Annotated in this window: 18 protein-coding genes; 15 read left to right on the forward strand and 3 right to left on the reverse strand. The window is 70.5% G+C overall.

Annotation, left to right across the window (positions count from 1 at the left end):
* Positions 1-22 precede the first annotated feature (22 nt).
* The 3 genes from VGT80_RS01605 to VGT80_RS01615 form a co-directional block, all read right to left on the reverse strand.
* Positions 23-385: a copper resistance protein CopC gene (locus tag VGT80_RS01605; protein ID WP_327452284.1), complete on the reverse strand. Its 363-nt coding sequence runs from the start codon at positions 383-385 to the stop codon at positions 23-25.
* A 9-nt stretch (positions 386-394) separates the two neighbouring features.
* Positions 395-1,294 carry a hypothetical protein gene (locus VGT80_RS01610; protein WP_327452285.1) on the reverse strand — a complete coding sequence of 300 codons (900 nt, stop codon included), beginning with the start codon at positions 1,292-1,294 and terminating at the stop codon, positions 395-397.
* Positions 1,295-1,376: 82 nt separating this feature from the next.
* Positions 1,377-1,763 carry a DUF2946 family protein gene (locus VGT80_RS01615; protein ID WP_327452286.1) on the reverse strand — a complete coding sequence of 129 codons (387 nt, stop codon included), beginning with the start codon at positions 1,761-1,763 and terminating at the stop codon, positions 1,377-1,379.
* Positions 1,764-1,842: 79 nt separating this feature from the next.
* Here VGT80_RS01615 and VGT80_RS01620 point away from each other — a divergent pair, with 79 nt between their 5' ends.
* From VGT80_RS01620 to VGT80_RS01690, 15 genes are all read left to right on the forward strand, one after another.
* Positions 1,843-2,193: a DUF3147 family protein gene (locus VGT80_RS01620; protein ID WP_327452288.1), complete on the forward strand. Its 351-nt coding sequence runs from the start codon at positions 1,843-1,845 to the stop codon at positions 2,191-2,193.
* 90 nt (positions 2,194-2,283) lie between these two features.
* Positions 2,284-2,817, forward strand: coding sequence for a DUF882 domain-containing protein (locus tag VGT80_RS01625; RefSeq protein ID WP_327452290.1), 534 nt, complete (start codon positions 2,284-2,286; stop codon positions 2,815-2,817).
* Positions 2,818-2,834: 17 nt separating this feature from the next.
* Positions 2,835-3,332 carry an NUDIX domain-containing protein gene (locus VGT80_RS01630; protein ID WP_327452292.1) on the forward strand — a complete coding sequence of 166 codons (498 nt, stop codon included), beginning with the start codon at positions 2,835-2,837 and terminating at the stop codon, positions 3,330-3,332.
* A 119-nt stretch (positions 3,333-3,451) separates the two neighbouring features.
* Positions 3,452-3,835: a helix-turn-helix transcriptional regulator gene (locus tag VGT80_RS01635; protein ID WP_327452294.1), complete on the forward strand. Its 384-nt coding sequence runs from the start codon at positions 3,452-3,454 to the stop codon at positions 3,833-3,835.
* 121 nt (positions 3,836-3,956) lie between these two features.
* Positions 3,957-4,160, forward strand: coding sequence for a hypothetical protein (locus tag VGT80_RS01640; RefSeq protein WP_327452296.1), 204 nt, complete (start codon positions 3,957-3,959; stop codon positions 4,158-4,160).
* A 184-nt stretch (positions 4,161-4,344) separates the two neighbouring features.
* Positions 4,345-4,800 carry a TadE/TadG family type IV pilus assembly protein gene (locus VGT80_RS01645; RefSeq protein ID WP_327452298.1) on the forward strand — a complete coding sequence of 152 codons (456 nt, stop codon included), beginning with the start codon at positions 4,345-4,347 and terminating at the stop codon, positions 4,798-4,800.
* Positions 4,800-5,192 carry a TadE family protein gene (locus tag VGT80_RS01650; RefSeq protein WP_327452300.1) on the forward strand — a complete coding sequence of 131 codons (393 nt, stop codon included), beginning with the start codon at positions 4,800-4,802 and terminating at the stop codon, positions 5,190-5,192. Before VGT80_RS01645 ends, VGT80_RS01650 begins: the two co-directional genes overlap by 1 nt.
* Before the next feature lie 4 nt (positions 5,193-5,196).
* Positions 5,197-6,480, forward strand: a complete 1,284-nt coding sequence (locus tag VGT80_RS01655) for a pilus assembly protein TadG-related protein (RefSeq protein ID WP_327452302.1) — start codon at positions 5,197-5,199, stop codon at positions 6,478-6,480.
* Positions 6,481-6,777: 297 nt separating this feature from the next.
* Positions 6,778-6,942 (forward strand): Flp family type IVb pilin, encoded by a 165-nt coding sequence (locus VGT80_RS01660; RefSeq protein ID WP_327452304.1) that lies wholly within the window; start codon positions 6,778-6,780, stop codon positions 6,940-6,942.
* Between the two features lie 70 nt (positions 6,943-7,012).
* Positions 7,013-7,177 (forward strand): Flp family type IVb pilin, encoded by a 165-nt coding sequence (locus tag VGT80_RS01665; protein ID WP_327452305.1) that lies wholly within the window; start codon positions 7,013-7,015, stop codon positions 7,175-7,177.
* 67 nt (positions 7,178-7,244) lie between these two features.
* Positions 7,245-7,739, forward strand: coding sequence for an A24 family peptidase (locus VGT80_RS01670; protein WP_327452306.1), 495 nt, complete (start codon positions 7,245-7,247; stop codon positions 7,737-7,739).
* Positions 7,740-7,745: 6 nt separating this feature from the next.
* Entirely contained in the window at positions 7,746-8,660 is a 915-nt protein-coding gene (cpaB, locus tag VGT80_RS01675; RefSeq protein WP_327452307.1) for a Flp pilus assembly protein CpaB, read from the forward strand.
* Positions 8,657-10,036, forward strand: a complete 1,380-nt coding sequence (locus tag VGT80_RS01680) for a type II and III secretion system protein family protein (RefSeq protein ID WP_327452309.1) — start codon at positions 8,657-8,659, stop codon at positions 10,034-10,036. Before cpaB ends, VGT80_RS01680 begins: the two co-directional genes overlap by 4 nt.
* Before the next feature lie 5 nt (positions 10,037-10,041).
* Positions 10,042-10,398 (forward strand): CpaD family pilus assembly lipoprotein, encoded by a 357-nt coding sequence (locus tag VGT80_RS01685; RefSeq protein ID WP_327452310.1) that lies wholly within the window; start codon positions 10,042-10,044, stop codon positions 10,396-10,398.
* Positions 10,398-11,606 carry an AAA family ATPase gene (locus VGT80_RS01690; protein WP_327452311.1) on the forward strand — a complete coding sequence of 403 codons (1,209 nt, stop codon included), beginning with the start codon at positions 10,398-10,400 and terminating at the stop codon, positions 11,604-11,606. The genes VGT80_RS01685 and VGT80_RS01690 overlap by 1 nt, the downstream gene beginning before the upstream one ends.
* The last annotated feature ends 1 nt before the right edge of the window (position 11,607 follow it).

The following is an 11,607-nucleotide window of genomic DNA, read 5'->3' on the forward strand; positions in this document are numbered from 1 at the left end:
GCGTCAGACTCCAGGCGGCCGGTCAGTCGGGGGCAACCTTAAACCGGAAGTCGCCCTCCGTATGATGGGTGTCCAGGGAGATCACGCTCCATTGGACGCGGTAGGCGCCAGGCGCGAGCCGCACGGGCACGGTGGCGACGGCGATCCGCTTGTCCGCCGCGTCCAGCCGCAACCGGCCGAGCGCGACGAGGCCGTGGGGGCCTGAGAGGCTCACGCTGGATTGGGCGGGATCGATGGATTCGCTGAACGCCAGGCGAAGCTCCGACGGCGACTGGGCCACCGTGGCGCCGACCCGCGGCGCGGCGTGCAGCAGGCGGGCGTGCGCACTTGCCTGACCGGCCCACAGGGCGATGGCGACGCCTGCGATGAGATAGGTCTTCCGCATGGGCGTCTCCTACCAGACCGGCCGGCCGAGCGACCGGGGCATCAGGTCGTCGATGAACCAGTGGGCCTGCACCACGAAGCCCACGCCGTGGCCGCTGTCGCGGTTGATCGGCACGATGGCCTCGGCGCCGAGCTGCATGTGGCGGCCGGACCAGATGACCCCCGGGTTCACCGTGCCGGTGGTCCGGCGGCCTTGCGCGAACCGCACCTGGCTTTCGAACGAAGCTTCCACGAGCGGCGTCAGATGGTTGATGACGTCGGGCAGGCCCAGATCCTCCACGTGGGCGGCGAGGTAGGGAAGGCTGTACTCGACGGCAAGCCCGTACTTCAGCACCCGTGGAATGCGATCCCCGTCCGCCGTGTCGCGGGTCGGGACGGCGTAACCGACCAGGCCGGTGATCGCGAAGGGCCGCGCCCAGGCCAGCGCGTCCGGCAGGTCACCCGCACCCTTCCCGAAGTAGACGGTGGGCGTGACCGTGGAGTGGCGCTCCGCGCCCACCTGGCCCGCGCCCGTGCCGCCCCAATCGTAGCTCACCCCGGCCGCCAGGATCGTCTCGTGCTCGGCGCTGGCCAGGAATTCGTATTTCAGCGTGGTCTCCAGGTTCTGGAAGCCGTGGGCGGCGGTGGCGTCGGGCGCCTTCACCCGCGTCCAGGTCTCGCCGAACGAGATCGCCAGGCGGTCCGTGAGCCGCTTGGACCATTCGCCGGAGACATCGAGCTCGCGGGCGGCCGGATCGTCGCCGGTCTTGAAGGACGACAGGGTGGGCAGCGACAGCTCGTCGGCCACGCCGGGGTCGTCGACGGTCAGGGTGGCGGGAAAGAAGCGGTTGCCGACGATGGCGTGCGCCGAGGCGCCGTGGGCGCCAAGCGCCGCGACCGCGCAGGCGGCCATGAAGAGGGATTTGCGCATATGCGCTCCAGAAGGTCCGAGGGATTGGATGCGCCAGCCGGCGATACGGGGATCGCAGGCGGCCGGCGCTCGACGGTCCGGTTCAGGCCAGGAGCGGCGGGGCTCTGGCCGCCTGCTCGCGGTGGCGGCGGCGGAGGACTGCGCGGTGACGCTGGCGCGCGTCGGTCAGGGGCGCGTCGGCCCAGGCCATGGGCGCCGGCAGGGCGGCCGGGGGCGGCGGCGGGGCGGCGGCGAGGCCCGCGAAGGCGCAGACCTCGTGATGGGTGTGGGCCGACCCCGGGAGGCCGCCGTCGTTCGGCAGGTGCTGGGCGCCGGAGGCGGTGCAGATGACCAGCGCCGCGGGGCCGCGGGCAGTGTCGGGCATCCAGCCGGTCGGAATGGCGGCGCGCAGCAGCATCGCCACGAGCAGCAGCACGGCCAAGCCGAGGCCCGGCGATGAGGTCCGGATGGGATGAGGCGGCGGTTTCAAGCCACGCTTGCTTGCCAGCGACGGCGCGGGCGGTCAAACGCTGGGACCGGTCCGTCGTCCAAGAAATAAGGGGCAGGCGATGCTCTACATGATCCTCAAGGCGGCGATCTCCGGGGTGATCATCGCGGTGGTCTCCGAGGTCGCCAAGCGAAGCCCCGGGTTCGGCGCGCTGATCGCTTCCCTGCCGCTGGTCTCGGTGATGGGGATGATGTGGCTGTGGCGGGACACCAGCGACCCCGTGCGGATGGCCTCACACGCCCAGGCGACCTTCTGGTTCGTGCTGCCGTCGCTGCCGATGTTCCTGGCGATCCCGCTGCTGCTGCGGCGCGGCGTCGCCTTCTGGCCGGCGCTGGGCCTGGGCTGCCTTTTGACCATCGGCCTCTACCTGCTGATGACCTGGATCGGACCGCGCTTCGGCCTGCGTATCTGACGCCTCGCGGGGCGCGCGGCTTTGCCGCCTTGGCCGGTTAACCTCTGCCGGTTAGGATCGGCCTAGCTTGGGTCGTCAGCGGGTATGCCGATGAGTTCGCATCGTCGCGATGTGTTGCGGGGCGCTATCGGACTGACCGGCGCCACGTTGCTGGGCGGCGCGGCCCGTGCGGCGGCGACCGCGCCCAGGACCCTGTCCCTGCTCAACCTTCACACCGGCGAAAAGCTGACTGCGACCTATTTCGAGGGCGGCGAGTATGTGGCCGAGGCCCTGGAGGCCGTGAACCGTGTGCTGCGGGACTTCCGCACCGGCGACGTGCATCCGATCGCACCGGGCCTGCTGGACCTGGTCGCCACCCTGCGGGGGCGGCTGGACACCAACCAGACGGTCCATGTGATCTCCGGCTACCGCTCGCCGCACACCAACGCCATGCTACATGAGCACAGCGAAGGGGTCGCCAACCACAGCCTGCACATGGTCGGCGAGGCCATGGACATCCGCATCCCCGGCGTCGATCTCGCCCACCTGCGCAATGCCGCGCTCGATCTGCAGCGCGGCGGCGTCGGCTACTATCCGGCCTCGGACTTCGTGCACGTGGACGTGGGCCGCGTCCGCCGCTGGTGACGCGCCAGGCCTGATCGATGGCCAGGGAGACCAGCGCGGGCGTGCTCGCCTATCGCCGGGCCGGCGACGATTTCGAATTCCTCCTGGTGCACCCCGGCGGTCCCTTCTGGGCCCGCAAGGATGTGGCGGCCTGGTCGATTCCGAAAGGCCTGGTCGAACCCGGTGAGGAGAGCTGGGCGGCGGCCGCGCGCGAGTTCGCCGAGGAGCTGGGCCAGCCGATCGGCCAGGGGCTGTTCGGCGATCCGCAGCCGCTGACGCCGTGCAAGGCCCCGGGCGGAAAGCTGATCCTCGCCTGGCTGGTCGAGGCCGACCTCGACCTCAGCGATCTGCGCAGCAACCTCTTCGAGATGGAATGGCCGCGCGGCTCGGGCCGGCTTCGATCCTTCCCCGAAGTCGACCGGGCGGCCTACCTCTCCATCGCCGACGCTCGGTGGAAGATCCATCGCGGGCAGCGACCGGTCCTGGAGGAGGCCGTGGCCAGGCTTGAGGCTGGGGGTCTTCGGGGGCGTCCTTGAAGAAGCAACGCGCGGTTGCGTCAGATAACACTGATCGAAAACCGACGTGATGCGTCGTGCAGGCTTTTCGGTTAGAGCTTCGCGCGACTCAAACATTTTGTACGGCGCGGGGAGGCGTAATGGACGACGGAGGGCCCGATCGGCTGGACCAGGCGCTGGGCCTGGCCATACGCCTGCGGCGACATGCGCGGGGGCTGAGCCAATCGGCGCTCGGCGAGGCGATCGGGGTTTCGTTCCAGCAGATCCAGAAGTACGAGCGCGGCTCCAACCGCGTGAGCTTCTCGACCATGGTGCGCATCTGCGAGGCGCTGGGATGCCACGTCTCCGACCTGGTGGCCGAGGTGGAGCAGCTCGACATCGGAGCCAAGCGCGACGCCGACAGTCCCGACCTGCTCACCCAGCCCGAAGCCGCCCCCCTGCTGGAAGCCCTGGCGCAAATCCGTTCGCCCGGCGTGCGGCGCGCCGTGCTGGAGCTGGCCCGCGGCCTCGCCCGCGAGAGCTGAGCCGCTCGCCATCCATCCTTTGGAACCCGACGCGCGCCCCTGAACGGCGGGTTCGCAGCCGGCTGAACGGCGTCGCAACTAGCAAGTGTACTGAAGCCTCGAATCCATTACAGGTTTGGGCATGACCGAGGGGCCGGCAGCTGAGCCTGAGGCGATCGCGGAACTGATCCGGCTGGCGGCGGCCGGCTCGTTCGGCTCGCGGGTGATCGTCGCCCTGGTGCGCCGCATCGTCGAATTGCAGGACCACGCCAGCGAGGACGAGCTCCTGAGCCTGATCGCCCAGGTCGATGCGCTGTTGCGCGACGAGGGCCCAACCCCCCACTGACCCGATGCCCGGCGCGGTTGTGCGTGGCCGGCTGCACCTGTGGCGTGTGGCCGCAGTGGAGCTTGGAGCTTCGAGGAGGCGCGGCGCCTGCGACATTGAGTCGGACGCCGCGGGTCCGCGCCCATGCTGAAGATTGTAAACGTCTTCATAAGCTTAACCGTAGCGTCACGCGTCCTCAGATCCCATGACCCGCTTTTCCACCTGTCCAGCGTTCGATCTCGCCGCCGACCGGCGGGGCGTCGCGGCCGTGGAATTCGCCCTGATCGCCCCGGTGCTTTGCCTGCTGGTGGCCGGGCTGATCGACGGCTCGCGGTTGATCGTCCAGACCATGCAGGTGAAGGCCGCCGCCCAGGCCGGCGCCGACTATGCGCGCAAGAACGGCTGGGACACCGCGGGGATTTCCAACGCGGTGACCTCGGCCACCTCGATCGCCGTGACCGCCAGCCCGGCGCCCGTGCAGGCTGCGGACTGCGTCTCCGGCATGACCATCGCTCCCGGGGGCCCCACCTGCGCGGGCGGCGGGACGCCGGGGAACTTCATCACGGTGGCGGCCCAGGCGCCGTTCGCCCCGATCATGCCGTGGCCGGGCCTGAGCCAGCCGGCCACCGTCTCGGCCAAGGCGATCGTGAGGCTCAACTGATGGCCGGCGGCGTCCCCATCTTCTGGCGGCTACGCGATTGCGAGCAGGCGAGCGCCGCGGTCGAGAGCGCCTTCATCCTGCCGGTGCTGCTGCTCCTGCTGCTGGGCGGCATGGAGTTCGCGCGCCTGGCCTGGGAGCGCTCGGCCCTGCAGTTCGCGGTGCAGGAGGCCGCCCGCTGCGCCGTGGTCCAGCCCGGCGTCTGCGGCACGACGGCCCAGACCCAGGCCTTCGCCGCCGCGAAGATGACCGGCTTCTCGATCCCGGCCGCCGACTTCGCCGTCACGACGCCGGCTTGCGGCACCCAGGTGGCGGCGAGCGTGCCCTACAGCTTCATCCTGTTCCCGATCTTCTCAGCCGCGCCGACGCTGACCGCGCGGGTGTGCCGGAACTGACGCCATGGCCCCCCGTCGCCCCATCGCCGCGCTTGCCAAGGACCGCTCCGGCGTCACCGCCCTGGTGACCGGGCTGCTGCTGACGCTGGGCCTCGGATTCACCGCCGCGGCGATCGACCTGGGCGCGGCCTACAGCGCCCACCGCTCCGCCCAGAACGCGGCGGACTCAGCCGCCTTCTCCGCCGCCAACGGCGAGATGGCCGGGGCGACCAACATCACCGACCAGGCCCGCGCCGTGGCCGCCCAGTACGGATTCACCGATGGGACCGGCAGCGTGGCGGTGGCGGTGAACACCCCGCCCACGGCCGGCAGCTTCACCAGTAACGCCCAGGCGGTGGAGGTGATCGTGACCCGGCCGCAGGCGCGGTTCTTCGCGGGCTTCCTGGGGGTGGGCGGCGGCACGGTGCGCGGCCGGGCCGTGGCGGTCGCCGGGGTCAACGGCAACGGGTGCGTCATCGCCTTCGACACCGCGGCCCTGGGCAGTGTGCTGCTGAACGGCAATCCCAGCGTCAACCTGGCGGGCTGCTCGCTCTACGCCAACTCGACGAGCACCTCGGCCATGGAGCTGAACGGCTCGGTCAGCCTCAACGCCGACGCCATCAACCTGGTGGGCAATTACTCGACCAACGGCGCCGTCCACATCACCACGACGCACGGCATCCACACAGGCCAGGCGGCGATCGCCGACCCCTATGCCGACGTGAACGTGCCCGCCTTCAGCGGCTGCGACTACACCAACTGGAGTCCAGGACCGGGGACCTACGCCATCCACGCGCATCCGGACGGTACGCCGGTCGTCTTCTGCGGTGGCGTCACCCTCAACGGCAACGTCACGGTGAACTTCGACCCGGGCATCTACGTGATGGACCGCGGCCAGTTTCTCATGAACGGCAATGCGACCGTAACGGCCCTGCATGTGACCTTCGTGCTGACCAGCAGCACCGGCTCCAACTACGCGACCGTGCTCATGAACGGGACGACCAACTTCACGGCCAGCGCCCCGATCACCGGCCCGACCGCCGGCCTGGTGTTCTTCCAGGACCGCCGCGCGACCTCCGCCGGCGGGACCGACACCGTCAACGGCAATTCGAGCTCCAGCATCAGAGGCGCGCTCTATTTCCGGAACCAGCAACTGACGTTCAACGGCAACAACGCCACGACCCAGGGCGGCTGCACCCAGGTGCTGGCCGACAAGGTCCTGTTCAACGGCACGCCCACGCTCGAGGTCAATTGCGCCGGCGCGGGCGTGCGCGCCATAGGAGGGTATTCGACAAAGCTAGTTGAGTAAGAGTCCCTTTGGCGTCCGTGGACGGGCGAACGTCGGAGGTCATCGCGGCAAGCTTGGCTGTAACGTGGCCAATCTTGATGTGCGAACATTGTTATATTATCCCGTACAGCCAAGCTTGATCTTGTCGCTGCGGGAAAACTCATCCCGAAATCTAGAATATCAACAACCTCTGCTTTTATGTCGCAGACCACAACTATTGCGATTGGTTAACGTATTATTTAGCGTTGCCGTATCCGGAGGGGGATGTGGCGCCTACGCCGCAGCGCCCCCCGGCCATGCCAGAAGGGGGCAATTGCAATGACCAAGTTGTTTGTCGACCTCGTCCGCGACCGCAAGGGCGCCACGGCGATCGAGTACGGCCTGATCGCGGCCTTCATCGCGCTCGCGATGGTCGCCGCCCTGCCGGTGATCAAGACGAACCTGGCCGCCAAGTTCCAGGCGGTCAGCAACGCGCTGCAATAGCGGCGCGGGTGGGAAGATCCGGGGTCAGCCCCGGATCTTCCGTCGTCCGAAGTCTTCGAAGGATCCAGACATGACGAAGCTCATGCTTGCGCTGGCGGCCGACCGCAAGGGCGCCACCGCCATCGAATACGGCCTGATCGCCGCCTTCATCGCGCTCGCGATGGTTGCGACGCTTCCCAACATCCGGGACGCGCTGTCGGCGAAGTTCAACACGATCAGCAACGCGCTGCAGTAAGGCCCGTGCGGGGCTCGGGGCCGATCCCGAGCCTCCGCGGATGTTCGGCATTGGGGGCCAAGAACCGATGATGACCTTGAACCAGACGGCCATGGGCCTGGGACTGTCGATCACGGTCGCCGCCTTCGCCTGGGCCGCGGTGAGCGACTTCCGCCGCTTCCTGATCCCCAACCGCATCTGCGTCTTCGTGGCCGGCGGCTATCTCATCGCCATGGCCGGCATGCCGATGAACGCCTGGCTCCTGGGCCTGGCGACCGGTGGCGCGGTTCTCGCGCTCGGCACGCTGCTGTTCGCCCGCGGCCTGGTGGGCGGCGGCGACGTCAAGCTGGCCTCGGTCGCAGCCCTCTGGGCGGGACCCGCTCTCATCTCCCAGTTCGCCCTGGTCACCGGGCTTGCCGGTCTCGGCATCGCCGCGGTGATGCTCTCGCCCCTGCGCCGGCGAATGCCCGCCGCGCCGGAGGGAGATCCGACCCGGGGCCTGCGCCAGCCCATGCCGTTCGGCGTGGCGCTCGCCGCCGGCGGCGTCTGGGTCGCGCTCCTCCACCTGCAACCGATGCTGTAGCCGCCCGTGCTCCTGCTTAGCGCCCGTCGACTGAAATTCCTGAGCCTGGCGCTGTTGATGTCCGGGGGCACGGTGGTGCTGACCCATCAGTGGCTGCAGGGCGCGGAGATGCGCGCGGCCACTCAGGCCCGCGCCCAGGGACCGGCGGTGACGGCCCCGCAGACCCGGGTGCTGGTCGTCCGCTCCGCCGTTCCGGCCGGGACCATCCTGCGGCCCGACCAGGTGCAATGGCAGGCTTGGCCGACCGAGGCGGTCAACGCGGCCTATTTCACCCAGGCCAACAGCCAGATCGCCCAGGTGCAGGGCGCCGTGGCCCGCAGCTCCATCGCCGCCGGACAGCCGCTGACCCGCGACGGCGTCGTGCAGCCCGGCGACCGTAGCTTCATGGCCGCGGTGCTGCGGCCGGGCTACCGGGCGGTGACCATCAACGTCTCGGCCTCCACCGCCGTCGCCGGCTTCGTCATGCCCGGCGACCATGTGGACCTGATCCTCAGCCGAAACCTGGACGAAGGCGGCCAGGCCAAGCGCTTCGTCAGCGAGACAGTGCTCAGCGACGTCCGCGTGGTCGGCCTCGACCAGCGCGCCAACGACGCCAAGGACAAGGATCCCAAGGATCCCAAGAAGGATATCGCCGTGCCGCAGACCGCCACCCTGGAGGTCACGCCCAAGGGCGCGGAGGTGGTCGCGGTGGTGGGCGAGCTGGGCAAGCTGTCGCTCAGCCTGCGCAGCCTGGCGGATGGGTCGCAGCCGGCTGAGCATCGGGTCGTCACCCGCACCTCCGACCGCGACGCGACCCAGATGGCCGCCGTCCGACCCGCGGCGCGCAAGGCGACCGCCGCGGCGGCGAAGGCCCCGCAGGTCGAGGTCATCCGCGGCGGCCAGTCCTCGACCGTCGCCGTGGCCGGCGGAGGCCAGTCGTGAAGCGCCTGGCCCTGATCCTGGCGCTGGTCGCCGGCGGCTTCGCGGCGCAGGCCGCCAGGCCGGCGCACGCCACGGCCGAGCTGGTGGGCGCGGCTGACTCCGAGGTCCGGCTGGCGGCCGGCGGCGGCCGGCTGGTGCGGCTGAGCCGCCCCGCCGCCACGGTGTTCGTGGCCGACCCGAAGATCGCCGACGTGCACGTGAAGTCGCCGACGCTGGTCTATGTGATCGGCAAGGCGCCTGGCGCCACCAGCCTGTTCGCGGTCGACGCCAAGGAGCAGATGATCGCCAACCTGGGGATCACGGTGGGCTTCGACGAGACGCGCCTGCGCGGCCTGCTGCGGAGCCAGTCGCCCGACGCCGACATCCATGTCACCTCCGATGGCGGCGCCATCGTCCTGACCGGCAATGTCCGTTCCGAACGGGAAGGCGACGACCTCCTGCGCATCGCCGGCGAATTCGTCCGCGGGACCGACAAGGAGGCTACGGCCGGCCGGGTGGTCAACCGCCTGGTGCTCGACGCGCCGGACCAGATCAACCTGCAGGTCAAGATCGTCGAGGTCGGGCGCGACGCGACGAAGGAGCTGGGCGTCGACTGGCAGTCCGCCGTGCAGAACAGCGCCGGCGCGGCGCTCAGCATCTTCACCGGCAAGCTGCCCTTCCTCACCACGCCCACGCCGCAGGATCCGACGCGGCAGGTCATCGTGCCGACCAATGGCGCAGGCCAGGTGATCGGCGGCTACCATGTGGCGGGCCGCTACGACATCAACACCGCCATCCGCGCGCTCGAAGAGAAGAACCTGGTCACGGTGCTGGCGCAGCCGAACCTGACGGCGCGCTCCGGTGAGACGGCCAGCTTCCTGGCCGGCGGCGAGTTCCCGATCCCGGTCCCTCAGGGCCTCAACCAGGTCACGGTGCAGTTCAAGCAGTTCGGCGTCAGCCTGGCGTTCGTGGCGACCATCCTCGACGGTGGGCGGATCAGCCTGAACGTCAAGCCCGAGGTGAGCGAGCTTTCCAGCGCGGGCGCGATCACCCTGAACAACGTGACCATCCCGGCGCTGACCACGCGGCGCGCCGAGACCACCGTCGACCTGGCCAGCGGCCAGAGCTTCGCCATCGCCGGCCTGATGCAGAACAACGTCACCCAGAACCTCAGCAAGTATCCGGGCCTCGGCGATCTTCCGGTGCTCGGCCAGCTGTTCCGCTCCAAGCAGTTCCAGCGCCATGAATCCGAGCTGGTGATCATCGTCACGCCCTATCTGGTGAAGCCGGTGAGCCGGCCGCTGGCGACGCCCCTCGACCACCTGGCCGACACCCAAAGCCCGCCGGCCGCGGCGCCGGTCCAGGCCGTGGCGCCCGCGCCGGAGACGAAGGGATGAGCCCGATGCGCCCCGCCTGGATCCCCGCCCTGCTGACCGCCGCCGGCCTCGCCGCCTGCGCCACCGACCACGGCCCGCCCCCCGCCGTCGGGGCGGCGGGCCTGAGCCCTTGCGTTCAGCGGCCGCTGGGCAGCGCCGACGAGCCGGTGATCCCCGACCTGGGCTGCGCCAACCAGGCCAACCTGCGGGCGATGATCGCCGATCCGCGCGACCTCGATGGCGGCGCGCGGCCGACTCCGGCCTCCGGCGATGCCGCCTTCGCGGCCGCCGCACGGCACCGCACGGGCCAGGACAAGCCGCTGTCCGGCGGGGAATCCCAGGCCCAGCCCGCGCTCGTCATCCACGACACCGGAGGCCATTGATGAACCTGCCGCTGATCGGCGACCGCACGGCCCTGACGCCGGCCTTCCTGGCGGGCGTCACCGACGCCAGTTCGCGCGAAGCCGTGCGGCGGGCCGCCGCCGAGCTCGGCTGGCCGGCCTCGGCCGTGCGCGAGGGCGGGGCCGCGGCCCTGCGCGACCTGCTCCGGGACGCGCCCGCGCCGGCGGTGCTGCTGGCCGACGTGTCCGGCGCCGCGGACGTCAAGGCCGAGATGGAAGCCCTGGCGGAGGTCTGCGAACCGCACACCCGGGTGATCGCGATTGGCGAAACCAATGACATCGGCCTCTACCGGACCCTGATGCGGATGGGTGTCAGCGACTATCTGGTCAAGCCGCTCGATCCGGTCGCGCTGCACGAGGCGCTGCGCCGCGCCGAGCAGACCGACGCCCCCGACCCCGCGGCGACCTCGACGGCCACGACCCTGGCGCTGGTCGGCGCCCGCGGCGGCGTCGGGGCGACCAGCCTGGCGGTCTCCATCGCCTGGGAGCTCTCGCACGAGCGCGGGCTGCGCACGGTGCTGGCCGACCTCGATCTGCAGTTCGGCGCCGCGACCCTGCAGCTCGATCTGGAGCCCGGCCGCGGCCTGCGCGAGATCCTGACCAGCCCCGACCGCATCGACGCCTTGCTGATCGGCTCGGCCACCGCGACGCACTCCGACCGGCTGCGGGTGCTCGCCGCCGAAGAGCCGCTGGAGGACGACCTGGACGTCGGACCCGCGGCCTTGTCGACCCTGTTGGGGGTCATCTGCGCCGACTGCGATGCGGTGGTGATGGACGTGCCGCGCCACATGGACCGGCTGAGCCGCGAGGCCCTGGCGCGGGCGGACCTGGCGGTGGTGGTCACCGACCTGTCGCTGGCGGGCATGCGCGACGCCCAGCGGCTGCTTGGCCTGCTCAGGAGCTTGCGCCCGCAGGGCGAGATCGCCCTGGTCGCCAACCGCGTCGGCGGCGTGGCCGGCGAACTGCCGCAGGCGGAGTTCGAAAAGGCCGTGGGCGCCGGGTTCGACCTGGTGCTGCCGTTCGACGAGAAGGCCGCCCTGGCCGCCGCCGAGAAGGCGCGGCCGCTGTTCGCCGGGCGCGCGAGCCCCGCCGCCGTGGCGCTGGGCGGCTTCGCCGGGCGGCTGTCCGGCGGCGTCCCCGCCCCGCCGGTCGAGAAGGGCTCCTGGCTGAAGAAGATCCTCGGGAGGTAGT

The sequence above is a fragment of the Phenylobacterium sp. genome (assembly GCF_035944335.1).
Taxonomy (GTDB): domain Bacteria; phylum Pseudomonadota; class Alphaproteobacteria; order Caulobacterales; family Caulobacteraceae; genus Phenylobacterium.

What these genes read in the sequence shown, in the direction of transcription:
- VGT80_RS01605 (WP_327452284.1), bottom strand. Translation starts at nt 385, where the DNA reads ATGCGGAAGACCTATCTCATCGCAGGCGTCGCCATCGCCCTGTGGGCC.
- VGT80_RS01650 (WP_327452300.1), top strand. Translation starts at nt 4,800, where the DNA reads ATGGCCGGCGGCGTCCCCATCTTCTGGCGGCTACGCGATTGCGAGCAG.
- VGT80_RS01620 (WP_327452288.1), top strand. Translation starts at nt 1,843, where the DNA reads ATGCTCTACATGATCCTCAAGGCGGCGATCTCCGGGGTGATCATCGCG.
- VGT80_RS01625 (WP_327452290.1), top strand. Translation starts at nt 2,284, where the DNA reads ATGAGTTCGCATCGTCGCGATGTGTTGCGGGGCGCTATCGGACTGACC.
- VGT80_RS01690 (WP_327452311.1), top strand. Translation starts at nt 10,398, where the DNA reads ATGAACCTGCCGCTGATCGGCGACCGCACGGCCCTGACGCCGGCCTTC.
- VGT80_RS01655 (WP_327452302.1), top strand. Translation starts at nt 5,197, where the DNA reads ATGGCCCCCCGTCGCCCCATCGCCGCGCTTGCCAAGGACCGCTCCGGC.
- VGT80_RS01640 (WP_327452296.1), top strand. Translation starts at nt 3,957, where the DNA reads ATGACCGAGGGGCCGGCAGCTGAGCCTGAGGCGATCGCGGAACTGATC.
- VGT80_RS01665 (WP_327452305.1), top strand. Translation starts at nt 7,013, where the DNA reads ATGACGAAGCTCATGCTTGCGCTGGCGGCCGACCGCAAGGGCGCCACC.
- VGT80_RS01645 (WP_327452298.1), top strand. Translation starts at nt 4,345, where the DNA reads ATGACCCGCTTTTCCACCTGTCCAGCGTTCGATCTCGCCGCCGACCGG.
- VGT80_RS01685 (WP_327452310.1), top strand. Translation starts at nt 10,042, where the DNA reads ATGCGCCCCGCCTGGATCCCCGCCCTGCTGACCGCCGCCGGCCTCGCC.
- VGT80_RS01670 (WP_327452306.1), top strand. Translation starts at nt 7,245, where the DNA reads ATGATGACCTTGAACCAGACGGCCATGGGCCTGGGACTGTCGATCACG.
- VGT80_RS01630 (WP_327452292.1), top strand. Translation starts at nt 2,835, where the DNA reads ATGGCCAGGGAGACCAGCGCGGGCGTGCTCGCCTATCGCCGGGCCGGC.
- VGT80_RS01635 (WP_327452294.1), top strand. Translation starts at nt 3,452, where the DNA reads ATGGACGACGGAGGGCCCGATCGGCTGGACCAGGCGCTGGGCCTGGCC.
- VGT80_RS01660 (WP_327452304.1), top strand. Translation starts at nt 6,778, where the DNA reads ATGACCAAGTTGTTTGTCGACCTCGTCCGCGACCGCAAGGGCGCCACG.
- VGT80_RS01610 (WP_327452285.1), bottom strand. Translation starts at nt 1,294, where the DNA reads ATGCGCAAATCCCTCTTCATGGCCGCCTGCGCGGTCGCGGCGCTTGGC.